Below are 26501 nucleotides of genomic sequence, written 5' to 3' on the forward strand. Positions count from 1 at the left end.
GATGAAATCCACCCTCCCCGGCGTTCCGCTGTTCAAGCTGTATGGGGAAAACCAGGCCTGGCCTGGTACCGACCTGCTGCACTGTGAGCCGATCCCCGCACGCAGCCGCCTGCACCACTGGGAGATCAAGCCCCACCAACATGCCGAGCTGTTTCAATTGCTGTACGTGCAACGCGGGCAGGCCCAGGTGGAAATCGAGGGCACCCGCACTGCCATAAGCGAAGCCACGATCCAGGTGGTGCCCCCCCTGACCGTGCATGGCTTTCGCTTCAGTGCCGACATCCAGGGCCACGTGCTCACTTTTGGCGCCGCGCTGGTGGCCAACCTTGAGCAGCGCCTGGGCGCACCGCTGGCGGTGTTGTCCAAGCCGGTAAGCTACCCGCTGGGTCCGGATCGCGCGCACCTGCGCAGCCTGATCGAGACCTTGCAGCAGGAATACCAGGGCAACGCCCCATCGCGGGCCGCCATGCTGGAGGCGTTGGTGACCGCCCTGATGGTGTGGATCAGCCGCCGTCAGCAGCTTGGGCAGGCCCCGCGCACGCGCGATGAACGCGACCGCCAGTTGCTGGGGCAGTATTTGCGCCTGGTCGAAGCGCACTACCGCGAGCACTTGTCGATAGAGGCATTCGCCGCACGGCTGAATGTGCAGAGCCTGCAGTTGAACCAGCTGTGCCGGGCGCTGAGCGGGCAGACGGCGTTGCAAGTGGTGCACCAGCGCCTGTTGCTCGAGGCGCGGCGCAGCCTGGTTTACACACGCATGAGCATCGGCCAGTTGTCCGACAGCCTGGGGTTCAGCGACCCCACCTACTTTGCCCGCTGGTTCAAGCGCCTGAGTGGGCAAACGCCCAATGCGTATCGGCGGGCAGTGCAGCCTGAATGATCGGCCTGCCTGGCCCAGGTCCGCAGGCCATGCCCACGCTCGCGCTTGCTTGACGTTTACGTCAAGCTGGCCTCAGGATACCCGGATACTTCCGCCCGAGCCCCAGCATGAGCACGCAGACCTACAGCATCTCCGACCTGTCCCGCGAACTGGACATCACCACCCGCGCCATCCGCTTCTACGAGGAACAGGGCCTGTTGAGCCCGGAGCGCCGGGGCCTGGAACGTATCTATTCGGCGCGCGACAAGGTCAGCCTGAAGCTCATATTGCGTGGCAAGCGTATCGGCTTTTCCCTGGCCGAGTGCCGCGAGCTGATCGAGCTGTACGACCCCACCAGCGGCAACCTCAAACAGCTCAACAGCATGCTGGCGAAAATCGCCGAACGCCGCGCCCAGCTGGAGCAGCAACTGCTCGACATTCACCAGATGCAACTGGAGCTGGACACGGCCCAGGAACGCTGCGAGCAAGCGCTGGCCGCCACCCTCAACAACACAGACAACCGCTGAACGTCACAGGAAAACCACCATGTCCCTGCCCAACCACGTGCGCCTGGTCGAAGTCGGCCCCCGCGACGGCCTGCAGAACGAAGCCCAACCCATCAGCGTCAGCGCCAAGGTGCGCCTGGTAGACGACCTCACCGAAGCGGGCCTGGCCTACATTGAAGTGGGCAGTTTCGTGTCGCCCAAGTGGGTCCCGCAAATGGCCGGCTCGGCCGAAGTGTTTGCCGGCATCCAGCAGCGCCCAGGCGTTACCTATGCAGCGCTGGCACCGAACCTGCGCGGTTTTGAAGACGCACTGGCCGCAGGGGTAAAGGAAGTGGCGGTGTTCGCCGCGGCCACCGAAGCGTTCTCGCAGCGCAACATCAACTGCTCGGTCAGCGACAGCCTCAAGCGCTTCGAACCGATCATGGCCGCTGCCCGCAGCCACGGTGTGCGGGTGCGTGGCTATGTATCGTGCGTGCTGGGCTGCCCCTACGAGGGCAAGGTCAGCGCCGAGCAGGTGGCACCGATTGCCCGCGAGCTGCGCGACATGGGCTGCTACGAGGTATCGCTGGGCGACACCATCGGCACTGGCACCGCCGGCGACACACGGCGCCTGTTCGAGGTGGTGTCGGCGCAGGTGCCACGCGAGCAACTGGCCGGGCACTTCCATGACACGTATGGCCAGGCCCTGGCCAATGTCTACGCCAGCCTGCTCGAAGGCATCAATGTGTTCGACAGCTCGGTCGCCGGCCTGGGCGGTTGCCCGTATGCCAAAGGCGCCACCGGCAATATCGCCAGCGAGGATGTGCTTTACCTGTTGCAGGGGCTGGGCATCGAAACCGGCATCGACCTGGACCGGCTGATTGCCGCTGGGCAGCGCATCAGCCAGGTACTGGGCCGCAGCAACGGTTCACGGGTGGCGCGGGCGCGCATGGCGCAGTAGGTCATGAAGGTGTCACAGAGGTGTGGGTGAGTGTTACCGCCCCCCATTCCACAGCGAAAAATCGGGTAACAGGGAAACAAATCGACAAAAATTCGGGCCCTGCATTTTTTTCAAAATCCGCTAACTGCTTGATTTTAAACGATATTCAAAAGTTGGCACGCTGCCTGCTATATCTTTCGTACAACAAGAAAAAAAAATGCGACACCCAATAAAAACAACAGATAACGGCTCTGACATAACAAGAACAACACGGCAGAGGCGCAGCAAGCAGATTTTTTTGGAGTAGGCAGTCTTTTCAGGGGCCCGCCCCGCGGTCTGGCACAGAACAACAAAACTACCTCGAGGTAGCAGCAGCCAGGTTCGGATCAGCAATGATGAAAGCAGGTCAGCGCTCAAAAAAATACGTTTGCTCTTGACCCCGCATGGGGGTCGCCCGCAACACCAGGACACGCCGACAAAAACAACAACAGGCCAGTCCCAATAATAAAAAAGAGCAGGCAACAACGCTTTGAGGGGAGCTTCGGCTCCCCTCAGTGCTTCCTGCCCTCTTCCTCCTTCTGTTTATCCTCGTTTTCCCCCTCGAACTTGTCCACCAGCACCGGCATCGTGGCCAGCACCAGCAGGGCCAGCACCGTGCTGATCAGCGCCGTGGCTTCGCGGCCCATGCCAGCGGCCGTACCAATGGCAGCGGTCATCCACAAACCTGCGGCCGTGGTCAGCCCCTTCACATGGCTGGTGTCCTTGCCGTTGCCTTTGAGGATGGTGCCCGCACCCAGAAAGCCGATACCGGCGACGATACCCTGTATCACCCGGCTCAGGGCTTGTGCATCGGCCCCGGCCATGCTCGGTGCCAGCACGAACAGCGCGGCCCCCAGCGACACCAGCATGTGCGTGCGTACGCCCGCCGACTTGCCCCTGTGTTCGCGCTCGAACCCCAGTACTGCACCAAGCACCGCTGCCATCAACAGCCGTAGAAGAATGCGCGTGACCTCACTCGCGTCGGTCACATCGGCAAATTCTGCCTGTATTACCTGCCAGATCAGCTCCATTGCCTGGTTCCCATGCTGAGCATTGTGCTACCTGCCCGGCAGTGCGCAGGGTGTGCCTGCAAGCAGCCGGGCCTGCTGTGTATAGACACTGACCGCCAGCCGCCGTGCAAAGTGCCACTCAGCCCGTCGATGCAACGACCCCGCCCCCCTCGCGGTCCACCCTGTAACCCACCCAGGAGGCCTGACCATGCCTGTTGAAATCGATGAAGCCACCCGCCGTTGCACCTTGCGGGTGAAAACCTGCGTATCGAGTGTGCTGGCCCGGATATCGAAATCATTACCGACGAACAGTTGCGCATGTCGGTGGCGCTGCACGACGACAAACGCGTGCCCATCACTGAAGCCGAGGCCGACGCCTTGACGGTAGCAGGTGCGGTGGATAGCCGCAGGCACCTCAAGGCCAGCGCTCCAGGCTCGGTCATCTAGGGGCCGGCGACGCCTGCGCGGTATCTGATATGGTTTTCGGCGCAAAATCTGAACCTGTGCTGCTAACAGTTTCGGCGCCATAGTGCTCGTGCCTGATCGAGGCCTGATGAGCACCCGCCCATGACTGACAGAATTCTTTGCACAGAGATCGACACCACCGCAACCAGCGTCAAGACGCGCCGCACCGACAGCGGCATTTACACCCGCAGCTTCACCGGGCTGTACCGTAACCTGCGCCTGGGTTTCGCTGGCGCGCTTTTCTTGCTGTTCTTCGGCACCGCCTGGCTCGACTGGAACGGCCGCCAGGCCGTGCTGTGGGACCTGGCCAACAGCAAGTTCCACATCTTTGGCGCGACCTTCTGGCCCCAGGATTTCATTCTGCTGTCGGCGCTGCTGATCATCTGTGCCTTCGGCCTGTTCGCCGCGACCGTTTACGCCGGCCGGGTGTGGTGTGGCTACAGCTGCCCGCAAAGTACCTGGACGTGGCTGTTCATGTGGTGCGAAAAAGTCACCGAGGGCGACCGCAATAAGCGCATCAGGCTGGCCGCCGCCCCCTGGGGCCTGAACAAACTGGCCCGGCGCACGGCCAAGCACTGCCTGTGGCTGGCCATTGGTGTGGCCACAGGGCTGACCTTCGTGGGCTATTTCACCCCGATCCGCCCGCTGGCTGCAGAACTGCTGACCTTGCGATTGGGCGGCGTAGCGTTGTTCTGGGTACTGTTCTTCACCGCGGCCACCTACATCAATGCCGGCCTGCTGCGCGAGGCAGTGTGCCTGCACATGTGCCCGTATGCGCGGTTCCAGAGCGTGATGTTCGACAAGGACACCCTGGCAGTTGCCTACGACCCACGCCGTGGCGAGGCCCGTGGCCCGCGCAGAAAAGGCAGCGATGCTCGCGCTCAAGGTTTGGGCGATTGCATCGACTGTACCCTGTGTGTGCAGGTCTGCCCCACCGGTATCGATATCCGCGACGGTTTGCAGATGGCCTGCATCGGTTGCGCGGCGTGCATCGATGCCTGCGACGGGGTCATGGACAAAATGGGCTATGCCCGCGGGCTGATTGGCTACAAGTCCGAACACAGCCTGCAAGGCGGCTCCACCCACTGGCTGCGGCCACGCCTGCTGGGCTATGCCACTGCGCTGGTGGTCATGCTGGCAGCGCTGGTGCTGGCCTTGCAGCTGCGCCCGATGGTGTCGCTGGATGTGATCAAGGACCGCGGCCTGTTCCGCGAAAACGCCCAGGGCCAGATCGAGAACATCTACCTGCTCAAGGTCATCAACAAGACCGAGCGCACCCAACACTACGTGCTGCGCCTGCAGGATGCCGACGGCTTCACCTTGCAGGGCGACACCGCGCTGGTCATCCCCGCAGGCGAAATGAGCGAACTGCCGGTGTCGGTGGCAATGCTCGCCGAGCGGCCGACCAGCAGTTCGCAGACACTCAGTTTTGTCATCAGCGAACGTGACGACCCCGCCATACGCAGCGTGGCCCACAGCCGCTTCGTCGCACCCATGAACCGCTGATCCCTTACACTGCAAGCACCTTGCCTGCCAGGCTTCGACAGAAGGCCAGAATGAAACGCTACGAACGCTTCGCCGACGATATTGCCGAACTGATCCGCTCCGGGGTGCTCGGCCCCGGCCAGCGGGTGCCCTCGGTGCGCTACGCCAGCCAGACCCACGGGGTCAGCCCGTCCACGGTGTTCCAGGCCTATTACCTGCTGGAACGGCGCGGGCTGATCCGCGCCAGGCCACGCTCGGGGTACTTCGTGAACGCCCACGCGCCACGCCAGTTCTGCGAGCCGCAGCCGCTGCAGCCGGCCAGCGAGTCCACCGATGTCGACGTCAGTGCCCTGGTGTTCTCCATCCTCGACTCGATCAAGGACCCCAACACCGTGGCGTTCGGCTCCGCCTTCCCCAGCCCCGAGCTGTTCCCGCTGCAACGCCTGTCGCGCTCGCTGGCCAGCGCCAGCCGCAGCATGGACCCGCGCATGGTGGTGACCGACCTGTCACCCGGCAACCCGCAGCTGCGCCGCCAGATCGCGCTGCGCTACATGGTTGGCGGGCTGATGCTGCCCATGGAGGAACTGCTGATCACCAACGGCGCCCTGGAGGCGTTGAACCTGTGCCTGCAGGCGGTCACCCAGCCGGGCGACCTGGTCGCCATCGAAGCGCCCGCGTTCTATGCCTGCCTGCAGGTGCTGGAGCGGCTCAAGCTCAAGGCAGTGGAAATCCCGGTGCACCCGCGCCAGGGCATGGACCTGGACGTGCTCGCGCAAACCCTGGACAAGCACCCGGTCAAAGCCGTGTGGTGCATGACCAACTTCCAGAACCCGGTCGGCGCCAGCATGCCAGAGGCGAACAAGCAGGCACTGGTACAACTGCTGGCACGGCACCAGGTGCCCCTGATCGAGGACGACGTTTACGCCGAGCTGTACTACGCGCAGCAGGCACCCAAGCCGGCCAAGGCGTTCGACACCCAGGGGCTGGTGATGCACTGCGGCTCGTTCGCCAAGAGCCTGGCCCCTGGCTACCGCATTGGCTGGGTCGCGGCCGGGCGTTACGCGCAGAAAATCGAGCGGCTGAAGTTGATGACGTCCCTGTGTGCCTCGATGCCTGCCCAGGCCGCCATCGCCGACTACCTGCAGCACGGCGGCTACGATCGCCACCTGCGCAAACTGCGCTACGCACTGGAAGGCCAACAGGCCAACATGCTCGCCGCTATCGCCCGGTACTTCCCGGCCCAGACGCGGGTCAGCCAGCCCTCCGGGGGTTACTTTCTGTGGCTGGAGCTGCCCGAGCAAATGGACGCCCTCAAACTGTTCCACATGGCCCTGGCTCAAGGCATCAGCATCGCCCCCGGGCCGATCTTTTCACCCACCCGACGCTTCGGCAACTGCATTCGCCTGAACTACGGCAGCCCCTGGAACGCCGCCGCCGAACAAGCCATGGAAACCCTGGGGCGGATCATTCGGTCATTTTGAAGGCAAATGGCAATCAGGGTAACTATAGTAGTGCGATCCATTACCGAGGGAGCTCAGCGTGGTTCAGGACGATGCCGCTTCTCGCACACAGGCACTTCACGACAAGGTGCTCGAACTGGAGGCCCAGGTTGCTGAGCTGCAGCTGAAAGCGGCCTGCCAGGATGTTTTGCTCCAGCACATGGAAGAGGGGTTTTGTGTACTGGAGCTGCTGGAGGACGATAACGGGCAGCTCCATGACTACCGCTACATCCTCAGCAATGAGGCCTGCCTTCGTCACACTGCCCATGCCAAGCAGATGGGCCAGACCGCCCGTGAACTGATCCCGAACGAAGTCGATACCTGGCTACCCCGCTTCGCCGAAGTGGCGCGCAGCGGCCGTGCGTTGCAGTTCGAAGAACGGCTGGCCGCGACCGATCGCTGGTTGAGCCTGTCGGTGCACCGGCTGGAGCCTGCCAGCGATAAACGGGTGGCCGTGATCTTTACCGGCATGCCAGCCGCGCAAGTCAGCGTGCACCGGCTGCAGGCAATCAATCAGCAACTGGCCGAGCGTGTCGACCAGGCAGACGCAAACAACAAACTGCTGGGGGAATTGGTCGACCACAGCCTGGCCAATGTATTTGCTGCCGACTGCAACCTCAGGCTGCTGGCCATCAATCGCACAGCACAGGAAACGTTCCTGCGCCTGCGCGGGTTCGTCCCCCAGGTCGGCGACCACATTCCGCAGTTGCTGGCGCGCCAGCCCGATATCATGAGCCAGCTGGCACCGGTCTGGCCGCGCATAATGGCGGGCGAGGCCTTCGTCGACAACATTGCCGTGGGGCCGCCTGAAGCACTGCGGCACTACGAAATCCGCTACAACCCGTTGCGTGATAACCGCTTGATGATTCAGGGTGGCTACCTGTTCGCCTACGACATCACCGAGCGCATCAACGAACAGCAGCGCCTGCGCAAGATTGAAAGTGCCCTGGTCCAGTCGCAGAAGATGGAAGCGGTCGGTCAGTTGACCGGCGGTATTGCCCACGACTTCAACAATTTCCTGGGCAGCATCCTGGCTGCCCTGGAAAGCGCCATTCAACGCCAGGATGAACAGCGCTACCCCGAAGCTGCGCGGTTGCTTGGCGCGGCCCGCCAGGACGCCCAACGGGCCGCGGCGGTGGTACAGCGACTATTGGCATTTGCCCGCCAACAGGTGCTGACGCCCCAGGCGGTGGATGTGCATCAGCTGCTGGCCGGCATGCGCGAACTGATCATCAACTCGCTGCATGCGGGCATTCATTTCAACGACCAGACCCAGCCGGGTGCGTGGCCGGTACGCGTCGACCTGTCGCAACTGGAGAGCTCCCTGCTCAACCTGTGCATCAATGCCCGCGATGCCATGCCCTCAGGCGGCACGCTGTGCATTGGCAGTGCCAACCAGACATTGACCCACGAGCAGGCCCTCAGCCTGGACCTGCCGTGTGGCGACTATGTACGGATCAGCGTCAGCGACTCGGGCATCGGCATGCCTGCCAACGTGATGCAGCGGGCATCGGAACCGTTCTTCACCACCAAGCCGCTTGGCCAGGGTTCTGGGCTGGGGCTGTCAATTGTCTACGGCTTCATCCGGCAATCCAGGGGCCAGCTGCAAATCGACAGTGTGCCGGGTAAAGGGACCTGCATCGATATCTACCTGCCCAGGGACGACACCCAGGTGGCGGCCCCGCCGGCGTTGCCCCAACCCCCACCGCCCATGCCTGCCATAACGGCCAACCTGATCATGCTGGTGGAGAACCAGGAAACCATGCGCCTGGTCATCAGCGAAATTCTGCAGGAGCAAGGCCACGACGTGCATGCATTCGTCGATGGTCAACAGGCCGTGGCCGCACTGCAGGGCGGCCTGCAGCCGGACTTGTTGATCACCGATATCGGCCTGCCTGGGGGGCTGGATGATCAGCCACTGGGCAACAGCCTGCCGGAAACCACGCCAGTGGTGTTCATCACCGGCTATACCAGCGAGCAACCGGAGCTGCCCACAGCACGTCGTTTCGCGGTCCTGCACAAGCCCTTCGAGCTGGCACAGCTCAGCGACCTGGTGGCGCGGATGCTGGCCGGCACGCCGTTGTCACGCTGAGCGGCACGGCTCAGCGCCCGCCGCCCAGGTCGATGAACCTGCCGGTGGCATAAGAGGGAGGCGCAAGTGGCAGCCGCCACCCCGTGCCAACCTGCACAACGGCGTCAATGCCCCGCCGACGCCGGCCCCGCCTTGGCGGTGAACGGTGGCTTGGCGAACCACACCAACAGGATCAACCCGGCGAACACCCAGGTCATCAGGGTGAAGTAGTCCACCGTGGACATCATGTAGGCCTGCCCGTTGAGTATCTGCTCAAGCTGCGCATAACTCTGCGGGTTGGCCCCGCCCAGCTGTTCGAGGGTATGCCGCGTGGTCGGGTCGAACTGGCTGATGTTCTCGCTCAGGTAAGCATGATGCTGGTCCGCCCGGCGAATCCAGATCCAGGTGGTCAACGACGCCGCAAAGCTGCCGCCCAAGGTCCGCAGGAAGGTGGCCAGCCCCGAGCCGTCGGCGATCTGCTGCGGCGGCAGGTCGGACAGCAGGATGCTCAAGGTCGGCATGAAGAACAACGCGACCCCGATCCCCATGAACAACTGCACCAGTGCCACATGCTGGAAATCCACCTCGCTGGTGAACCCGGCGCGCATGTAGCAGCTGCCCCCGATTGCCAGGAACGCCAGCCCCGCCAGCACGCGCAGGTCGAAGCGGTGCGCGTACTTGCCCACGAACGGTGACATGATCACCGGCAGCAAGCCGATCGGCGCCACCGCCAGGCCCGCCCAGGTGGCGGTGTAGCCCATTTGCGTCTGCAACCACTGCGGCAGGATCAGGTTGATACCGAAGAACCCGACATACCCCCCGACCAGCACCAGGGTGCCTACGCGAAAATTGCGGTGCACGAACAGCCGCAGGTTCACCACCGGGTGGCGGTCGGTCAGCTCCCAGATCACGAACACCGCCAGGAACACCACCGATATCAGGCTACCGGCGATGATGAACGACGACTCGAACCAGTCCAGGTCGTTACCCTTGTCCAGCACCACCTGCAACGCACCCACGCCGATAATCAGTGTCAGCAGGCCGATGTAGTCCATCGGCTGGCGGCTGGTCACCACCGGCCGGGTGCGCATTTGCTGGCGCACCACCGCAGCAGCGAACAGGCCGATCGGCACGTTGATGAAGAAGATCCATGGCCAGCTGTAGCTGTCGGTGATCCAGCCACCCAAAATCGGCCCGGCAATCGGCGCCACCACCGTGACCATCGCCAGCAGCGCCAGGGCCATCCCCCGTTTCGCCGGCGGGTAGACGGCAATCAGCAGGGTCTGGGTCATGGGATACAGCGGCCCGGCCACCACCCCCTGCAGCACGCGGAAGCCGACCAGCTCCGGCATGGACTGGGCGATACCACACAGGAACGAGGCCAGCACGAACAGCAACGTGGCCCAGATGAACAGCTTCACCTCACCAAAACGCCGGCTCAGCCAGCCGGTGAGCGGCAAGGCAATGGCATTGCTCACCGCGAACGACGTGATGACCCAGGTGCCCTGCTCGTAGCTGACGCCCAGGTTGCCGGAAATGGTCGGCAAGGCCACGTTGGCAATGGTGGTGTCGAGCACCTGCATGAACGTGGCCAGCGACAGGCCGATGGTGGTCAGCAGCAGGCTCGGCGGGGTGAACTGCGCTGTGGCGTTATCGCTCATCGCTGCGCCGTCTTGCCAGGGGCGCTGTTTTCGTGGATCAGCTTGGCAATCAGGGTATCGGCTTCGCCCAGCTGGCGGTCATAAACCTCAGTGGTATAGCTGGCCTTCTGCGGCGGTTGCTGGGCAAGGGTCGGGCCGCTCTGGTCGTGCAGGTTGACCTCGACCACGGTGGACAGGCCGATACGCAGCGGGTGGTCCTTGAGTTGCTCGGGGTTCAGGTGAATACGCACGGGCACCCGCTGCACGATCTTGATCCAGTTGCCCGTGGCGTTCTGCGCCGGTAGCAGGGCGAAGGCGCTGCCGGTGCCTGCGCCGAGGCTGTCGACCGTACCGCTGTACGTCACTGCGCTGCCGTAAAGGTCAGCACTGATCTCTACCGGCTGGCCAATCCGCATGTCGCGCAACTGGGTTTCCTTGAAGTTGGCGTCGATCCATACCTGGTCCAGGGGGATCACCGCCATGGTCGCGGTGCCCGGCTGCAGGCGCTGGCCCAGCTGCACGGTCCGCTTGGCAACATACCCGGTGACCGGCGCCACCAAGGTAGTGCGCGCGTGGTCGAGGTAAGCCTGGCGCAGGTCGGCCGCAGCCGCCATGACCTCGGGGTGCGACGACACCACGGTGTCGTCGACCAGGGCACTGCTGGTGCTCAGTTGCTGGCGGGCGCTGTTGACCGCGGCCTGGGCCACGCTCAGGTCATCGCGGGCGTGGGACAGCTCCTCGGCAGCGATGGCACCGCTGTCGGCCAGCACCTTGCGCCGGTTGAAGTCCTGCTGCGCCTTGCGCAGTTCGGCCTGGCGGGTCGCCAGCTGGGCCTTGAGCGAGTCGACATTGCTGTACAGCCCGCGCACCTGGCGCACGGTGCGCGCCAGGTTGGCTTCGGCCGACTGCAGGGCCACCTGGCTGTCGGCCGGGTCGAACTGCAGCAGCACCTGGCCGGCATGCACCAGGTCGCCGTCATCGGCGCCAATGCTGGTCACAGTGCCGGTGATCAAGGGGGTGATCTCCACCACGTTGCCGTTGACGTAGGCGTCGTCGGTGCTTTCATACCAGCGGCCGACCAGGCTGTACCAAGCCCAGGTGCCGATGCCGGCAAGCACCAGCAGCAACAGCAGGCCAAGCAGCCAGGCCTTGCGCTTGCGCGACGGCTCGGGCGCTGCGGAGGGTGTCGGGGTGTCTGTGGAAGTGGCCATGACAATACCTTGAAAATTCGTGACAGGGTTCAACGGTCGCCGAAGCGGCGCACCGTCAAGGGGTCGCCGGCATTGAGCAGGACCTTGGCCAACAGGCCTTCCAGGGTCTGCAACTCTTCTGGGGCCAGCACGCCGCACAGTTCGTTCATGGCGGCAGCGCCGATTTCCGGCAGGCGGTCGGCCAGGCGCTGGCCATCGGCCGTCAGCGCCAGGCGCACCTGGCGCCGGTCGTCGGCGCAGCGGTTACGCACGATCAGCTCCTTCTGCTCGAGGCGGTCGAGCATGCGGGTCATCGAACCGCTGTCCAGCCCGAGGTAGCGACACAGTTCGGCCGGCGTATCCACCTGGTACTGGGTGACGATGATCAACACCTTGAACTGGGCGGCGGTCACGCCCTCCGACTCCAGGTGCCAGTCGAGGATGCGGTCCTTGAGGATCGCCGCGCGCCCCAGCAGCATGCCAATGGCGCAGCTCTGGAAGTTTTCGGGGGAAAAATGGGCCATCGATAACCGCTCGGTGAGTTGTGTGAAAATATTACTGCCTAGGCAGTGAATGTCAAAGCCTTGATTAGCTTGCTATGCAGAATTTCATCATTCAGTCCTTTCGGTACCCACGGTCATGGCCTGCGCAAGCCCCGCCCTTGGCCTGGGCGCCACCCGCGTTGCTACTGCCGAGCCCGCAGCCCCAACGCTTCGACCGCCCCGCAGGCTATGGCCATGCCCACCAGCTCTGCCAGGCTGGCCGCCTGGAGCCGTTTCATTACCCGGCCGCGGTAAAGGTCGACGGTTTTCACACTGATGCCCAGGCGTTCGGCGATTTCACGGTTGCTCAGCCCTTGGGCCAACGGCACGAACACGTCACGCTCTCGCGGTGTGAGGCTGTCGATACGCGCCTGCACCTGCGCCAGCGCCTGATCGCCCTGGCGTACCCGCCCCGCGCGCTCCAGTGCGGCCTGCACACTGTCGAGCAGCAACTGATCGTTGTAGGGCTTTTCGATGAAGTCACAGGCGCCCGCCTTGAACGCCCGTACCACGATGGGCACATCGGCATGCCCGCTGACGAACACCACCGGCAGGGCCAGCCCACGCGCGTGCATGGCCTGCTGCACGGCAAGGCCACCGAGCCCCGGCATGCGCACATCCAGGAGCACGCAGGCAGGCCCGTCGTCGACGCACGCCTCCAGAAACGCCTGCCCGGTGGCAAATGGCAACGCCTGCAGGCCTACCGACTGCAGCAACCAGACGGTCGAATCACGCATCCCCTGGTCGTCATCGACCACATAGACTTTTGCTTGCACCGCAGCTCCCCTTAGCGCCTGCTGACCACCAGCCGGCAGCACAATACCAGACCACCGTTGTCTCCCACCCGCGCCCACAGGCTGCCGCCGAAGCCTTCGATCAGACTGCGGCTCATGCTCAACCCCAGGCCCAAACCCTCCGCCTTGCTGGTGGTGAACGGCGTAAAAATTGCGTCCAGGCGTTCAGGCGCGACCCCTGTGCCCTGGTCGGCGACTTCGACCAGCACGCCGTCGCCATCCCGCGTTGCGCCAAGCAGGATATGCGATGGCCGCTCGCCGTGGTGTTCACGGTTGGCCTCTATGGCATTGCGCAGCAAGTTGAGCAGCACCTGCTCCAACAGCACCCGGTCGGCGTACACCGAAGGCAGTTGCGCGCTGACGCGTAGCTCGATCTGCACCTGGTCACGGGCGGCCTCCCAGGCGCACAGGCGCATGGCTTCGCCAGCCACTTCAGCCAAGTCCAGCGCCTGCAGGCGCCGCGGCCCCTTGCGCAGGAACGCGCGCAGGCGGCGGATCACTTCGGCGGCATGGGTAGCCTGCTCGCTGATACGCTGCAGGCCCTGCCCCACCCGCTCCAGGGCCTGCGGGTCACGCCCCAGGCTGTGCAGGTAGCGCTGACTGGCGTTGGCATAGTTGACCACGGCAGCCAGCGGCTGGTTGAGTTCATGGGCAATGCCTGAAGCCAGTTCACCCAGGGTGGCCAGCCGCGCGCTGTGCGCCAGGTTCTCCTGGGCTTCGATTCGCAAGGTGATGTCGCGAGACACGCTGACCACCTCCACCACCGCACCCGTGTAGGTTTCGCGGATCGCCCGGCTGGCGATCTCGAACCAACGGTAGCCCCCGCTGGCCTGGCGCACCCGGCAAGTCATGGTGTGGTAGCCGTCCTGATCCAGTGCAGCGGCGGCCTGGCGCAGCACCTGGCGGCGCTCCCGCGGGTGCAGCAGGCCATGCACCAGCCTGCCACGCAGTTGCTCAGGCCAAAGGCCCAACAGACGGTGGGCGGCCGGTGAGGCATCGAGAAAACGGCCATCGGGGCTGTGCCGCGAAATCAGGTCGGTGGTGTTCTCGATGATCAACCGGTACAGGCGCCTGGCGCGGCTGGCTTCGCGTGCCCCCTGGCGCTCTTCGCTGGCGTCACGGCAGCGGCCCAGCACCTGCTGGCCCTGGTCGTCCGGCATGAAGGTCCAGAGCACGGTGCGCGCGCCGACCTGTACCTCCACGTCGCTGATTGCGCGGTGCTGGCGCAGGCAGGCGCGGACCAGCGCCGTACAGTTGGCCGGTAGCCAAGCACGCAACGTAGGCCCCTCGGCAACCCAGGCCTGCAAGGCCGGGTTCAGCGCCACCACGCTGGCATCGGCGGCCAGCAGCAGGCTCGGTTGTGGGTCCATGGCCAGCAGGCAGGCGGCAGGTTGATCCACGTTGAAGGGCTCCTATCTAGTATTTCTACTATATTGCTATGGTCGATATTCCTATTACCATAGCCATTCGCGTAAAAATGCGACAGAGGGAGCGCCCCACCGTGCGCCTCCCTGTGCACCCTGAACAGAGCTAACAATCAGCCACCGGGGGCCAGGCAGCAGCCGCTGCGCCTGCCTCCCTTACAGGACTACCGCATGTCGATCTATGCCCAGGGCCTGCAGCCCGCTGCCGTCAACCATGTCGCCCTCACCCCGCTGAGTTTCATCGAGCGCACCGCCGCCGTGTACGGCGACTACCCCGCGGTCATTCACGGTGCCATCCGCCGTAACTGGCAGGAAACCTACCAACGCTGCCGACGCCTGGCCAGCGCCCTGGTCGGCCGCGGCATTGGCCGTGGCGACACGGTAGCGGTCATGCTGCCGAATATCCCGGCCATGCTCGAAGCGCATTTCGGCGTGCCGATGACCGGTGCCGTACTCAATACCCTGAATGTGCGCCTGGACGCCGAGGCCATTGCCTTCATGCTGCAGCATGGCGAAGCCAAGGTGCTGATCACCGACCGCGAATTCCACACGGTCATCGCAGCCGCCCTGGCCCTGCTTGAGCACCCGCCACTGGTGGTGGATGTGGATGACCCGGAATACGGTGAGGGCCGCGCAGTCAGCACGTTGGACTATGAAGCCCTGCTTGCCGAGGGCGACCCGGCGTTTGCCTGGGACTGGCCGGATGACGAGTGGCAGGCCATTTCGCTCAACTACACCTCCGGCACTACCGGCAACCCCAAGGGCGTGGTCTATCACCACCGTGGCGCGTACCTGAACGCCATTGGCAACCAGATGACCTGGGCCATGGGCCATCGCCCGGTGTACCTGTGGACCTTGCCGATGTTCCACTGCAACGGCTGGTGCTACCCCTGGACCATCACCGCCCTGGCCGGCACCCACGTGTTCCTGCGCCGGGTCGACCCGCAAAAGGTCCTGAACCTGATCCGCGAACACCGGGTCAGCCACCTGTGCGGTGCGCCGATCGTACTCAACGCCCTGGTCAACATGCCCGAGGCAGCCAAGGCTGCCATCGAGCACCCGGTGCAGGCGATGGTGGCCGGCGCAGCGCCCCCGGCCAAGGTCATTGGCGCCGTCGAGCAAATGGGCATCAAGCTGACCCACACCTATGGCCTGACCGAGGTCTACGGCCCGGTTACCGTGTGCGCCTGGCACGAGGAATGGGATGCGCTGACGCTGGAAGAGCGTGCGCAAATCAAGGCCCGCCAGGGGGTACGCTACCCCACCCTCGACGGGCTGATGGTCGCGGACCCGCAAAGCCTCGAACCCGTGCCGCGCGATGGCAACACCCTGGGCGAGATCTTCATGCGCGGCAATACCGTGATGAAGGGCTACCTGAAAAACCCGGAAGCTACCGCTGAAGCCTTCCGTGGGGGCTGGTTCCATACCGGCGACCTGGCCGTGTGGCACGCCGATGGCTATGTGGAGATCAAGGACCGGCTCAAGGACATCATCATTTCCGGCGGCGAGAACATCTCCACCATCGAAGTCGAGGACGCACTGTACAAACACCCGGCAGTGCTGGAGGCCGCCGTGGTGGCCCGCCCGGACGAAAAATGGGGCGAAACCCCGTGCGCCTTCGTCGCCCTCAAGCCCGGCCGCGAAGACACGCGCGAAGCCGACATCAGCAACTGGTGCCGCGAGCACCTGGCCGGGTTCAAGGTGCCGAAGACGGTGGTGTTCGGTGAGCTGCCCAAGACCTCCACCGGCAAGATCCAGAAGTACTTGCTGCGCGACCGCGCCAGAACCCTCTGACCCCATGGGGCCTGTTGCGGCTTGACCCACCTGCGCCCGCTGTTGCGCAAGCGGGATCAGCCGCGAAGGGCCAACCCTGATGTGCCATTTTTCAAGAGCCGCCAATGACCACCTACACTGCCCCCCTGCGCGACATGCGCTTCGTATTGCACGATGTATTCAACGCCCCGGCCCTGTGGGCGCGCCTGCCGGCCCTGGCCGAGCACATAGACGCCGACACTGCCGACGCCGTTCTGGAAGAAGCGGCCAAGGTCAGCAGCCAGCTGATCGCCCCGCTCAGCCGCCAGGGTGACGAGCAAGGCGTGCGTTTCGACGCCGGCAGCGTCACGACGCCCGATGGCTTCCGCGAGGTGTGGAACACCTACCGCGAGGGCGGCTGGGTCGGCCTGGGCGGCAACCCGGCCTATGGCGGCATGGGCATGCCGAAGATGCTGGGGGTGCTGTTCGAAGAGATGCTCTACGCGGCCGACTGCAGCTTCAGCTTGTATTCGGCGCTGAGCGCTGGCAGTTGCCTGGCGATCGATGCGCACGCCAGCGAGGCGCTCAAGGCCACTTACCTGCCGCCCCTGTACCAGGGCCGCTGGGCCGGCACCATGTGCCTGACCGAACCGCATGCCGGCACCGACCTGGGGTTGATCCGCAGCCGCGCCGAAGCCCAGGCCGACGGCAGCTACCGCATCACCGGCAGCAAGATCTTCATCACCGGCGGCGAGCAGGACCTGACCGAGAACATCATCCACCTGGTGCTGGCCAAGCTGCCCGATGCGCCCGCCGGTGCCAAGGGCATCTCGTTGTTCCTGGTGCCCAAGTACCTGGTTGACGCCAATGGCCGGCTGGGCGAGCGCAATGCTGCCCACTGCGGCTCGATCGAACACAAGATGGGCATCAAGGCCTCGGCCACCTGCGTGATGAATTTCGACGCAGCCACGGGTTATCTGGTGGGCGCCCCGAACAAGGGCCTGGCGGCCATGTTCACCATGATGAACTATGAACGCCTGTCGATCGGCATCCAGGGCATCGGCTGTGCCGAAGCGTCGTACCAGGCGGCTGCCCGCTACGCCAACGAGCGCCTGCAGAGCCGCGCCGCCGTGGGCCCGCAGCTGCGGGACAAGGCCGCCGACCCGATCATCCACCACGGCGATGTGCGGCGCATGCTGCTGACCATGCGCACCCTCACCGAAGGGGGCCGGGCGTTTGCCGCCTATGTGGGCCAGCAGCTCGACCTGGCGCGCTATGCCGAAGCTGGCAGTGAACGCGAGCAGGCCCAGCGCATGGTGGCGCTGTTGACCCCGGTGGCCAAGGCGTTCTTCACCGACAACGGCCTGGAAAGCTGCGTGCTCGGCCAGCAGGTGTACGGTGGCCACGGCTACATTCGCGAATGGGGCCAGGAGCAACGGGTACGGGATGTGCGCATCGCGCAGATCTACGAAGGCACCAACGGCATCCAGGCACTCGACTTGCTGGGGCGCAAGGTGCTGGCTGACGGCGGCCAGGCACTGGCCAGCTTCGCCGCCGAGGTACGGGCGTTCAGCCTGGAAGCCCCACTGCACCGGGCAGCCTTGCAGGCAAGCCTGACACGGCTGGAGGCCACCAGCGCGTGGTTGCAGGCACGCGCCACTGAAGACGCGAACCTGGTCAGTGCGGTGGCGGTGGAGTACCTGCAGCTGTTCGGGCTCACCGCGTATGCCTATATGTGGACACGCATGGCGGCGGTGGCGTTGGCCAAACAGCATGAAGACAGCGGGTTTTACGGCGCCAAGCTGGCCTGTGCGGACTTTTTCTTCCAGCGCGTGTTGCCGCGCGAGTTGGCACTGGAGGCCAGCATTCGCGCAGGCAGTGCCAGCCTGTACGGGCTGGCAGCAGCGCAGTTCTGACGGCGGGCGCGAAAGGTTCTCAAACGCTCAAAACCGTTGCAATTCCAGCGGAAAACCGGCACAACTGATAGTCATTCGCCATTACCCAGGTTCTCCGGGGCCCATGCGCAAGGGTAGAATGCGCAAAACCCGGAGCCGCAATGAACCAAGACCGCCTCAAGCCCACCCCTGACGATGCGATCACCGACGCCGCCGCGCATTGGTGCATGCGCTTGCATGCAGACGATTGCACGGCGGCCGAGCGCGAGGCATTCCTGCGTTGGCAGGCGGCCGACCCCAGGCATGCCGATGAATACCAGGCCATGCTGGAAATCTGGCAAACCGCCGACCTGCTGCCGCGCACCGCCACGATCATGGACGTCAACCCAGCGGCCATCGCCATCAGGCGCCGGCGTAACTGGCGGCCCCTGGCTTCTGCCGCCGCCATCGCCCTGGCCGTGCTGCCACTGGCGGGCTGGTTCGGCTGGGAACAGGGTTGGTTGCCCAATCGCTACCAGCACTTCGAAGCGACTGACCACATGCAGAGCGTGGTCCTGAGCGACGGCAGCCAGGTGCAACTCAACCTGCACAGCGAGCTGACCTTCCTCAATTACAAGGACCAGCGCCAGGTCACACTCAAGCGTGGCGAAGCGTTCTTCAAGGTCTGGCACGACAGCAGCCACCCGTTCATCGTGCGCGCCGGCCGCGGGCAGACGCGCGTGACCGGCACCCAGTTCAACGTGTGGAAGTATCGTGATCAGGTCAAGGTCACGTTGCTGGAAGGTTCGGTGCTGGTCTCCAGCGACGGCAGCGCCGGCGGTTATCGCCTTGGCCCTGGCATGCAGGCCAGCTACCACAAGGGCGACTTCGAACCGCAACTGGAACAGAGCGGCGACGTCGGCAATAGCCTGGCCTGGCGCAGCGGCAAGCTGGTGCTCGACAACCTCAGCCTGGAACAGGCACTACCGGTGATCAACCGCTACCTCGACGCGCCGTTGCGGCTGGCCGATGCCAGCACCGGGCGCATCCGCATCAGCGGTGTCTACAATACCCGCGAGGTGGAACGCCTGGTCAACAACCTGCCCAAGGTGCTGCCGGTCTACCTGACCCGCAGTAAGGACGGCAGCACCGTGCTCAACCGCATTTCGCCGCCGCCTGGCAAAGGCTGACGCCCGCCCCGCCTTACAAGGTCATGGCCGCCAGCCAGCCGAACGCCAGCAACGGCAGGTTGTAATGGATGAAGGTGGGGATCACGGTGTCCCAGATGTGGTGGTGCTGGCCATCCACGTTAAGCCCGGAGGTCGGGCCCAGGGTGGAGTCCGACGCCGGCGAGCCAGCATCACCCAGGGCACCGGCAGTGCCGACGATGCATACCGTGGCCAGCGGGTCGAAGCCCAATTGGACGCACAGTGGTACGAAGATCGCAGCCAGGATCGGCACGGTGGAAAACGACGAACCGATGCCCATGGTCACCAGCAGCCCCACCAACAGCATCAGCAAGGCACCTACGCCCTTGCTGTGGTCGATCCATTGTGCCGAAGCCTGCACCAGGCTGTTCACCTCGCCCGTGGCCTTCATCACCTCGGCAAAGCCCGAGGCGGCGATCATGATGAAGCCGATCATGGCCATCATCTTCATGCCCTCGGTGAACAGGTCGTCGGTGTCGCGCCACTTGACGATGCCCGACAACGAGAAGATCAGAAAGCCGACCATGGCGCCGATGATCATCGAATCGAGCAGCAGTTGCACGATGAACGCCGCCGCAATCGCCAGCCCGGCCACCAGCAGCGTCACCGGGTTGTACTGCACGCTCACCTGCTCCACCTGGGCAATGCGTGCCAGGTCGTAGTCGCGTTTCTTGCGGTAGCTGACGAACACGGCCAGCAACAGGCCGACAAGCATGCCGGCAGCCGGGATCGCCATGGCTTGGGTGACGTTGACGCCGCTCACGTCGACACCGGCGCGGGCCACGTTGGCCAACAGGATTTCGTTGAGGAAAATGTTGCCAAAGCCCACCGGCAGGAACATGTAGGGGGTAATCAGGCCGAAGGTGATCACGCAGGCGATGAGCCGCCGGTCGATGCGCAGGCGGGTCAGCACATACAGCAGCGGCGGCACCAGCAGCGGGATGAAGGCGATGTGAATGGGCAGGATGTTCTGCGACGACACCGCCACCGCCAGCATCAGGCCGATCATCAGCCACTTGAGCTTGCCAGCATTGGCATGGCCCTGGCGGTCGATCATGGCCAGGGCGCGGTCGGCCAGGGCATGGGCCAGGCCGGACTTGGCGATCGCCACGGCAAAGGCGCCCAGCAATGCATAGGACAAGGCCACCGTGGCGCCACCACCGAGGCCGCCGTTGAAGGCCTTGAGCGTGCCTTCCATTCCCAGGCCACCGGTCAGGCCGCCGACGAGGGCGCCAATGATCAGGGCGATGACCACGTGCACGCGGGACAGGCTGAGTATCAGCATGATGCCGACCGCGGCGATCACTGCATTCATGGTGGGCTTACCTCTTTACGACAGAAAAAAGCGCGAACTCTGAAGCAGTGGGCGGCAGATGTCAAAATTGCCAGGTTGCGGCGGATTTCACCGGCGACAAATTTAAATTGAATGTTTGAATAAAGAAAAATCCTACAGCGCCGATACGGTGATGTTGGGGCCACTTGCCTGCCCCCACGACCTGCCCACCCTGCCCAAAGCCATAACCCTTACTGCATTGAAAAAGGGAACCGCCCCATGCCTTTGCGACAACTCTCCATCCAGTGGAAGATCACTCTGCTCGCCGGCCTTTGCCTGGCCAGCATCGTCACCCTGCTCGTCGGCCTGTCGCTGTACCGCATGGACCACAGCTCGGACCTGGTCAAGGCCAGCAGCATGCAGATGTTGACCGAGGCGGCGCAGTCGCGCATCGAGTCGCAAGGTGAAGTACAGGCGTTGAACATTCGCCGCCAGTTCATGGACGCCTACCAGTACGGTGCCGGTTTCGCCCGCCAGGTGCTGTTCCTGCGCGAACAGGCCGAAAAGCGCTTTCTCGATGCCTTCGACCTGCGCGAGGACATGACGCGCCAGGTACGCGCCGCCTTGCAGGCCAACCCCGACCTGCTTGGCCTGTCGCTGGTGTTCGAGCCCAATGCACTGGACAACAAGGACAACCTGTTCGCCGACAAACCGGAACTGGGCAGCAACGAGACCGGGCGCTTCGCCTTGTACTGGTCGCAGCCGCGTGCCGGCCAGCTGACGGCCATGGCACTGCCTGAACATGACATGGCCAACACCGAGATCGGCCCCAGTGGCCAGCCGGCCAACACCTGGTGGGTATGCCCGCGCACTACCGGCAAGGTGTGCGTGGTGGAGCCGTACTTCTATGCCATCGACGGCCAGCAAGTGCTGATGACCAGTATCGTTTTCCCGCTGACGGTCAATGGCAAGATCATCGCCACGCTGTCCATCGACATCAACCTCAACAGCCTGCAGGCACTCAGCGAAGAGGCCAGCCGCAACCTGTACGAGGGCCGCACCCGGGTCGGCATTCTCAGCCCGGTCGGCCTGCTGGCCGGCTACAGCGCCGACGCCAGCAAGCTGGCCCAGCGCGTCGACCAGGTCGACCCGGCCCATGGCGCCGAACTGGTGCGCAGGCTGGCCGCTGGCAAGCTGAGCATTCTGCATGACCAGCAGCGCCTGAAAGTGCTGGCCGCGTTCCGGCCAATCCCTGATGCCCAGCCCTGGGGCGTGTTGCTGGATGTGCCGGAAAATGCCCTGACCGGCCCCGCTGAAGCACTGAAGCAGGAACTGGACACACTGAACACCAGCGGAACCTTGCTGGAACTCGGCCTGGGCCTGGCTGCCGCGATCGCCGGCCTGCTGCTGGTATGGCTGATGGCGCGCGGGGTCACCCGGCCGATTCTTGGCGTGGCCGCCATGCTCAAGGATATCGCCAGCGGCGAAGGTGACCTCACCCGGCGCCTGGCTTACCAGAAGCAGGACGAACTCGGTGAACTGGCCGGCTGGTTCAACCGTTTTCTCGACAAGCTGCAACCGACCATCGCCGAGGTGAAACGCTCGGTGCAGGCCGCCCGGGGTACCGCCGACCAGTCTTCGGCGATCGCGACCGAAACCAGCGCCGGCATGGAGCAGCAGTACCGCCAGGTCGACCAGGTAGCCACCGCTTCGCACGAAATGAGCGCCACCGCCCAGGATGTGGCACGCAGCGCCGCCCAGGCCGCCCAGGCGGCACGCGATGCCGACCAGGCCACCCGTGAAGGCCTGGCGGTGATCGATCGGACCACCAGCAGCATCGACGCCCTGGCCGCCAACATGAGCGATGCCATGGCCGAGGTCGAGGGCCTGGCACAGAACAGCGAGAAGATCGGTTCGGTGCTGGAAGTGATCCGCTCGATTGCCGAACAGACCAACCTGCTGGCGCTCAACGCCGCCATCGAGGCAGCGCGCGCCGGCGAGGCCGGCCGGGGCTTTGCCGTGGTCGCGGACGAGGTGCGCAACCTCGCCCAACGCACCCAGGAGTCGGTGGAAGAAACCCGCCAGGTGATCGAGGCGCTGCAGAACGGCACCCGCGAAGTGGTCGGCGCCATGGACCAGAGCCACCGCCAGGCGCAGGGCGGTGTCGAGCAGGTCGGCCAGGCGGTGACCGCGCTGCAGCGCATCGGCCAGGCGGTAACGGTGATCACCGACATGAACCTGCAGATTGCCTCGGCCGCCGAGGAACAAAGCGCGGTGGCCGAGGAAATCAACAGCAACGTGGCCACCATTCGTGACGTGACCGAATCGCTGTCCGGCCAGGCCAATGAGTCAGCCCGGGTCAGCCAGTCGCTGAACAGCCTGGCCAACCAGCAGCAGGCGCTGATGGACCAGTTCCGCGTCTGAAGCATTGGGGGCGCCAGTGGCCCCCAGGGCAGCCCAACCTCGTCGTCTACACTTGCCGCACTGTCGACGACGAGGTGCACATGAAAACAATCCCCGCGCTCCTGGCCGGGCTGCTGCTGACGGTTGGCCTGGCCAGCACCGATAGCGCAGCAGCGGCCGACCAGCCCGCCCCCATTCATTTCGGCGCCATCAGCTGGGAAAGCGGCGCACTCACCACCGAGATATTGCGGCTGATTGTCGAGCGCGGCTACGGCTACCCCACCGACACCCTGCCCGGCAGCACGGTCAGCATGGAGGTGGCGCTGGCACGTAACGACCTTCAGGTCATCGCCGAGGAGTGGGCCGGGCGCAGCCCCGCCTGGGTCAAGGCCGAGCAGGCCGGCCAGGTGTTCGCCCTGGGCGACACGGTAAAAAATGCCGAAGAAGGCTGGTGGGTGCCGGCCTATGTGATCGAGGGCGATCGTGACCGGGGTATCGAGCCCAGTGCCCCCGAGCTGCGCCAAGTCGAGGACCTCAAGCGCTACCCGCAGGTGTTTCGCGACCCCGAGTCGCCCGACAAAGGCCGCTTCCTCAACAGCCCCAGCGGCTGGACCTCCGAAACCGTGAACAGCCAGAAGCTCAAGGCCTACGGTTTGAATGAGCTGTACACCAACTTCCGCAGTGGCTCCGGTGCCGCCATGGATGCCGAAATCACCTCGGCCATCCGCCGTGGCCAGCCCGTGCTGTTCTACTACTGGAACCCTACCCCCCTCATGGGCCGTTACAAGCTCGTACGCCTGCAAGAACCCCCGTTCGATGCCAACGCCTGGGCCACCCTCACCGATGCAAGCAACCCCAACCCCCAAGGCAGCCAGTCACTTCCGGCGAAATTGTCGATCGGGGTGTCCAAGGCGTTTCGCGATGGCTACCCAGACCTTGTGCGTGCCTTCGAGCAGGTCGACTTGCCAATCCAGCGCCTGAACCAGGCGCTGGCGAACATGAGTGAAAAGCGCACGCCACCGCGCGAAGCCGCGCTGGCCTTCCTGCGCGATAACCGCGAGGTATGGAAGGCCTGGCTGCCCGCCGATATCGCCGCCAAGGTCAAGGCCAGCCTGTGAGCGGCGGTTTCCCTCAAGCCTTGCAGTTTTCCATCGCTGACAGCGTCAACCGCGTGGTCGACTGGCTGGTGTTGCACTACGGCGACCACTTGCGCAACGTGTCCGACCAGTTGCTGCAGGTGCTGGTCGGGCTGGAGAACCTGCTGCGCCTGGTGCCTTGGTGGCTGCTGCTGGCGATGGTCGGCCTGCTGGCCTGGCACGCCAGCCGCAGCCTGCTGCGCAGCGTGGTGCTGGTGGCCCTGCTGGCACTGATCGGCATGCTCGGGCTGTGGGACAAACTGCTGCAGACCCTGGCCTTGGTGCTGGTGAGTACGGGTTTGTGCGTACTGGTTGGCGTACCGCTGGGCATCCTGCTGGCCGCCCGGCCACTGGCCAGGCGGTTGTTGCTGCCGGTTCTGGATGTGATGCAGACACTGCCGGCGTTCGTGTACCTGATCCCGGTGCTGATGCTGTTTGGGCTGGGCAAGGTGCCGGCTGTATTCGCCACCCTGATCTATGCCCTGCCACCCTTGGTGCGCCTGACCCAGCTGGGCCTGAGCCAGATCGACCCGTCGTTGCTGAAGGCCGCCCATGGGCTGGGCGCCAGCCGCTGGCAGCGGTTGCGGCGCATAGCCCTGCCGCTGGCGCTGCCCAGCATCATGGCCGGGCTGAACCAGTCGGTGATGATGGCCTTGTCGATGGTGGTGGTGGCGTCGATGATCGGCGCGCGCGGCTTGGGTGAGGATGTGCTGGCCGGTATCCAGACCTTGAACGTCGGCCAGGGTGTGGAAGCCGGGCTGGCGATCGTCGCCCTGGCCATGGTCATCGACCGCATCAGCCAGGCCTACGGGCGCGGTGCACGCTGAACGGCGCGGCAGGTCCGCTTGACCGCGTACCCGCCGACCCGGCTCAGCCCAGGAACAGTGTGTAGGCCGGGTTGTCGGTCTCATCCCAGTACTGGTAGCCCATGGCATCCAGCGCCGTCGGCAAGCCCGCCAGCTCTTGCGCCGGCACTTCCAGGGCGGCGAGCACCCGGGCCTGGGCCGCGCCATGGTTGCGGTAATGGAACAGGCTGATGTTCCAGTGCTTGCCCAAGCGCTCCAGAAAACCCAGCAACGCCCCTGGCCGTTCCGGGAACTCGAAGCGCAGCACCCGCTCAGTAGCCCCCGGGGCGGCATGACCGCCCACGGTATGGCGCACATGCAACTTGGCCAACTCGTTGTCGGTCAGGTCCTGTACGGCGTAACCCTGCCCAGCCAGGCTGGCCAGCAGTTGCTTGCGCGGGTCGTGCACCGGGTGGGTCTGCACCCCGACGAACAGGCGCGCCTGCTGGCCGGGGTAGTAGCGGTAGTTGAACTCGGTGATCTGGCGTTTGCCCAGTGCCTGGCAGAACGCCCGGAAGCTGCCGGGTTGCTCCGGGATGGTCACTGCAATGATTGCCTCGCGCTGCTCGCCCAGTTCGGCGCGCTCGGCCACATGGCGCAAACGGTCGAAGTTGACGTTGGCGCCAGAATCGATCGCCACCAGGGTCTGCCCTTGTGCACCGTGCTGCGCCACATACTGCTTGATCCCGGCCACCGCCAATGCGCCGGAAGGCTCGGTGATGGAACGGGTGTCATCGTAGATATCCTTGATCGCCGCGCACAGCTCGTCACTGCTCACCGTCAGCACCTCGTCGACGAAATGCCGGCACAACTCGAAACAATGCGCGCCGACCTGCGCCACCGCCACCCCATCGGCAAAGCTGCCCACCTGCGGCAGGACCACCCGCTCCCCCGCAGCCATGGCCGCTTGCAGGCAATTGGAGTCGTCCGGCTCGACGCCAATCACCTTCACTTCGGGGCGCAGGTACTTCACGTAGGCGGCGATACCGGCGATCAGGCCACCGCCGCCCACCGGCACGAAGATGGCGTCCAGCGCACCCGGGTGCTGGCGCAGTATTTCCATGGCCACCGTACCCTGGCCAGCGATGACATCGGGGTCATCGAACGGCGGCACGAAGGTGGCGCCGGCCTGGTCGGCCAGTTTCAAGGCATGGGCCAGGGCATGCGGGAAGCTCTCGCCGTGCAGCACCACATGGCCACCGCGTGAGCGCACCCCCTCCACCTTCAACGACGGTGTGGTGGTGGGCATGACGATGGTGGCCTTCATGCCCAGGTGCGCAGCTGCCAGAGCCACGCCCTGGGCATGGTTGCCCGCCGAAGCCGTGATGACCCCGCGCTCGCGTTGCGCGGTGCCAAGCCGCGACAGGCGGGTGTAGGCACCGCGGATCTTGAACGAGAAAGTCGGCTGCAGGTCTTCACGCTTGAGCAACACCTGGTTACCCAGGCGGGCAGACAAGGCCGGGGCAGCTTGCAACGGCGTTTCGATAGCCAGGTCGTACACCGGCGCGGCAAGAATGCGCCGCACATGCTCCGACAGCAGTTGCTGGGGGGTTGCTGGGGTACGGGG

Annotated in this window: 20 protein-coding genes and 1 pseudogene; 13 read left to right on the forward strand and 8 right to left on the reverse strand. The window is 64.6% G+C overall.

Going from position 1 to position 26501, the window contains the following annotated elements:
• Position 1: 1 nt before the first annotated feature.
• The 3 genes from DMX12_RS25655 (at position 2) to DMX12_RS25665 (ending at position 2305) form a co-directional block, all read left to right on the forward strand.
• Positions 2–880 (forward strand): helix-turn-helix domain-containing protein, encoded by an 879-nt coding sequence (locus DMX12_RS25655; protein ID WP_110679814.1) that lies wholly within the window; start codon positions 2–4, stop codon positions 878–880.
• Positions 881–987: 107 nt separating this feature from the next.
• Positions 988–1386, forward strand: coding sequence for a MerR family DNA-binding transcriptional regulator (locus DMX12_RS25660; protein ID WP_009686680.1), 399 nt, complete (start codon positions 988–990; stop codon positions 1384–1386).
• Positions 1387–1405: 19 nt separating this feature from the next.
• The gene (locus DMX12_RS25665) at positions 1406–2305 is read left to right on the forward strand and encodes a hydroxymethylglutaryl-CoA lyase (protein WP_029886492.1); all 900 of its coding nucleotides are present in this window, start codon (positions 1406–1408) and stop codon (positions 2303–2305) included.
• A gap of 530 nt (positions 2306–2835) precedes the next feature.
• On the opposite strand, the gene DMX12_RS25670 is transcribed toward DMX12_RS25665, so the two are convergent.
• Positions 2836–3354 carry an MgtC/SapB family protein gene (locus DMX12_RS25670; protein WP_009686678.1) on the reverse strand — a complete coding sequence of 173 codons (519 nt, stop codon included), beginning with the start codon at positions 3352–3354 and terminating at the stop codon, positions 2836–2838.
• Between the two features lie 187 nt (positions 3355–3541).
• Here DMX12_RS25670 and DMX12_RS25675 point away from each other — a divergent pair.
• The 4 genes and pseudogenes from DMX12_RS25675 to DMX12_RS25690 all read left to right on the forward strand — a co-directional run bounded on the left by DMX12_RS25675 (position 3542) and on the right by DMX12_RS25690 (position 8874).
• A pseudogene (locus DMX12_RS25675) lies at positions 3542–3780 on the forward strand (DUF3203 family protein).
• Between the two features lie 120 nt (positions 3781–3900).
• The gene (gene ccoG / locus DMX12_RS25680; RefSeq protein WP_110679816.1) at positions 3901–5304 is read left to right on the forward strand and encodes a cytochrome c oxidase accessory protein CcoG; all 1404 of its coding nucleotides are present in this window, start codon (positions 3901–3903) and stop codon (positions 5302–5304) included.
• Positions 5305–5354: 50 nt separating this feature from the next.
• Entirely contained in the window at positions 5355–6764 is a 1410-nt protein-coding gene (gene mapR / locus DMX12_RS25685; protein ID WP_110679817.1) for a GntR family transcriptional regulator MpaR, read from the forward strand.
• A gap of 487 nt (positions 6765–7251) precedes the next feature.
• Complete coding sequence (locus DMX12_RS25690; protein ID WP_232108411.1) at positions 7252–8874, forward strand: PAS domain-containing sensor histidine kinase; 1623 nt, start codon at positions 7252–7254, stop codon at positions 8872–8874.
• 104 nt (positions 8875–8978) lie between these two features.
• Here DMX12_RS25690 and DMX12_RS25695 read toward each other — a convergent pair whose 3' ends face one another.
• From DMX12_RS25695 to DMX12_RS25715, 5 genes are all read right to left on the reverse strand, one after another.
• The gene (locus DMX12_RS25695) at positions 8979–10514 is read right to left on the reverse strand and encodes a DHA2 family efflux MFS transporter permease subunit (RefSeq protein ID WP_110679818.1); all 1536 of its coding nucleotides are present in this window, start codon (positions 10512–10514) and stop codon (positions 8979–8981) included.
• A complete protein-coding gene (locus tag DMX12_RS25700; RefSeq protein ID WP_009686670.1) occupies positions 10511–11704 on the reverse strand; it encodes an HlyD family efflux transporter periplasmic adaptor subunit in 1194 nt (397 codons plus the stop codon). The genes DMX12_RS25695 and DMX12_RS25700 overlap by 4 nt, the downstream gene beginning before the upstream one ends.
• 29 nt (positions 11705–11733) lie before the next feature.
• Complete coding sequence (locus tag DMX12_RS25705; protein ID WP_009686669.1) at positions 11734–12207, reverse strand: MarR family winged helix-turn-helix transcriptional regulator; 474 nt, start codon at positions 12205–12207, stop codon at positions 11734–11736.
• Positions 12208–12368: 161 nt separating this feature from the next.
• On the reverse strand, positions 12369–13001 hold the full coding sequence (locus tag DMX12_RS25710) for a response regulator transcription factor (protein WP_009686668.1): 633 nt from the start codon (positions 12999–13001) through the stop codon (positions 12369–12371).
• Positions 13002–13012: 11 nt separating this feature from the next.
• Complete coding sequence (locus tag DMX12_RS25715; protein ID WP_110679826.1) at positions 13013–14389, reverse strand: sensor histidine kinase; 1377 nt, start codon at positions 14387–14389, stop codon at positions 13013–13015.
• A 225-nt stretch (positions 14390–14614) separates the two neighbouring features.
• On the opposite strand from DMX12_RS25715, the gene DMX12_RS25720 reads away from it, so the two are divergent.
• The 3 genes from DMX12_RS25720 (at position 14615) to DMX12_RS25730 (ending at position 19259) form a co-directional block, all read left to right on the forward strand.
• The gene (locus tag DMX12_RS25720) at positions 14615–16237 is read left to right on the forward strand and encodes an acyl-CoA synthetase (RefSeq protein WP_110679819.1); all 1623 of its coding nucleotides are present in this window, start codon (positions 14615–14617) and stop codon (positions 16235–16237) included.
• Positions 16238–16341: 104 nt separating this feature from the next.
• Entirely contained in the window at positions 16342–18111 is a 1770-nt protein-coding gene (locus tag DMX12_RS25725; protein ID WP_110679820.1) for an acyl-CoA dehydrogenase C-terminal domain-containing protein, read from the forward strand.
• A gap of 140 nt (positions 18112–18251) precedes the next feature.
• Positions 18252–19259 (forward strand): FecR family protein, encoded by a 1008-nt coding sequence (locus DMX12_RS25730; RefSeq protein WP_110679821.1) that lies wholly within the window; start codon positions 18252–18254, stop codon positions 19257–19259.
• Positions 19260–19272: 13 nt separating this feature from the next.
• Here DMX12_RS25730 and DMX12_RS25735 read toward each other — a convergent pair whose 3' ends face one another.
• Positions 19273–20592, reverse strand: a complete 1320-nt coding sequence (locus DMX12_RS25735) for a Na+/H+ antiporter family protein (RefSeq protein WP_110679822.1) — start codon at positions 20590–20592, stop codon at positions 19273–19275.
• A gap of 237 nt (positions 20593–20829) precedes the next feature.
• On the opposite strand from DMX12_RS25735, the gene DMX12_RS25740 reads away from it, so the two are divergent.
• From DMX12_RS25740 to DMX12_RS25750, 3 genes are all read left to right on the forward strand, one after another.
• The gene (locus tag DMX12_RS25740) at positions 20830–22974 is read left to right on the forward strand and encodes a methyl-accepting chemotaxis protein (protein WP_054904447.1); all 2145 of its coding nucleotides are present in this window, start codon (positions 20830–20832) and stop codon (positions 22972–22974) included.
• 80 nt (positions 22975–23054) lie between these two features.
• Positions 23055–24071 carry an ABC transporter substrate-binding protein gene (locus DMX12_RS25745; protein ID WP_110679823.1) on the forward strand — a complete coding sequence of 339 codons (1017 nt, stop codon included), beginning with the start codon at positions 23055–23057 and terminating at the stop codon, positions 24069–24071.
• The gene (locus DMX12_RS25750; protein WP_110679824.1) at positions 24068–24916 is read left to right on the forward strand and encodes a proline/glycine betaine ABC transporter permease; all 849 of its coding nucleotides are present in this window, start codon (positions 24068–24070) and stop codon (positions 24914–24916) included. The genes DMX12_RS25745 and DMX12_RS25750 overlap by 4 nt, the downstream gene beginning before the upstream one ends.
• 43 nt (positions 24917–24959) lie before the next feature.
• Here the strand turns inward: DMX12_RS25750 and ilvA are convergent.
• A partial coding sequence (gene ilvA / locus DMX12_RS25755) for a threonine ammonia-lyase, biosynthetic (RefSeq protein ID WP_256599153.1) occupies positions 24960–26501 on the reverse strand: 1542 nt, incomplete at its 5' end.

This window comes from Pseudomonas sp. MB-090624 (assembly GCF_003205245.1).
GTDB classification, from domain to species: domain Bacteria; phylum Pseudomonadota; class Gammaproteobacteria; order Pseudomonadales; family Pseudomonadaceae; genus Aquipseudomonas; species Aquipseudomonas juntendi.

What these genes read in the sequence shown, in the direction of transcription:
- DMX12_RS25655 (WP_110679814.1), top strand. Translation starts at nt 2, where the DNA reads ATGAAATCCACCCTCCCCGGCGTTCCGCTGTTCAAGCTGTATGGGGAA.
- DMX12_RS25660 (WP_009686680.1), top strand. Translation starts at nt 988, where the DNA reads ATGAGCACGCAGACCTACAGCATCTCCGACCTGTCCCGCGAACTGGAC.
- DMX12_RS25665 (WP_029886492.1), top strand. Translation starts at nt 1,406, where the DNA reads ATGTCCCTGCCCAACCACGTGCGCCTGGTCGAAGTCGGCCCCCGCGAC.
- DMX12_RS25670 (WP_009686678.1), bottom strand. Translation starts at nt 3,354, where the DNA reads ATGGAGCTGATCTGGCAGGTAATACAGGCAGAATTTGCCGATGTGACC.
- ccoG (WP_110679816.1), top strand. Translation starts at nt 3,901, where the DNA reads ATGACTGACAGAATTCTTTGCACAGAGATCGACACCACCGCAACCAGC.
- mapR (WP_110679817.1), top strand. Translation starts at nt 5,355, where the DNA reads ATGAAACGCTACGAACGCTTCGCCGACGATATTGCCGAACTGATCCGC.
- DMX12_RS25690 (WP_232108411.1), top strand. Translation starts at nt 7,252, where the DNA reads ATGCCAGCCGCGCAAGTCAGCGTGCACCGGCTGCAGGCAATCAATCAG.
- DMX12_RS25695 (WP_110679818.1), bottom strand. Translation starts at nt 10,514, where the DNA reads ATGAGCGATAACGCCACAGCGCAGTTCACCCCGCCGAGCCTGCTGCTG.
- DMX12_RS25700 (WP_009686670.1), bottom strand. Translation starts at nt 11,704, where the DNA reads ATGGCCACTTCCACAGACACCCCGACACCCTCCGCAGCGCCCGAGCCG.
- DMX12_RS25705 (WP_009686669.1), bottom strand. Translation starts at nt 12,207, where the DNA reads ATGGCCCATTTTTCCCCCGAAAACTTCCAGAGCTGCGCCATTGGCATG.
- DMX12_RS25715 (WP_110679826.1), bottom strand. Translation starts at nt 14,389, where the DNA reads ATGGACCCACAACCGAGCCTGCTGCTGGCCGCCGATGCCAGCGTGGTG.
- DMX12_RS25720 (WP_110679819.1), top strand. Translation starts at nt 14,615, where the DNA reads ATGTCGATCTATGCCCAGGGCCTGCAGCCCGCTGCCGTCAACCATGTC.
- DMX12_RS25725 (WP_110679820.1), top strand. Translation starts at nt 16,342, where the DNA reads ATGACCACCTACACTGCCCCCCTGCGCGACATGCGCTTCGTATTGCAC.
- DMX12_RS25730 (WP_110679821.1), top strand. Translation starts at nt 18,252, where the DNA reads ATGAACCAAGACCGCCTCAAGCCCACCCCTGACGATGCGATCACCGAC.
- DMX12_RS25735 (WP_110679822.1), bottom strand. Translation starts at nt 20,592, where the DNA reads ATGAATGCAGTGATCGCCGCGGTCGGCATCATGCTGATACTCAGCCTG.
- DMX12_RS25740 (WP_054904447.1), top strand. Translation starts at nt 20,830, where the DNA reads ATGCCTTTGCGACAACTCTCCATCCAGTGGAAGATCACTCTGCTCGCC.
- DMX12_RS25745 (WP_110679823.1), top strand. Translation starts at nt 23,055, where the DNA reads ATGAAAACAATCCCCGCGCTCCTGGCCGGGCTGCTGCTGACGGTTGGC.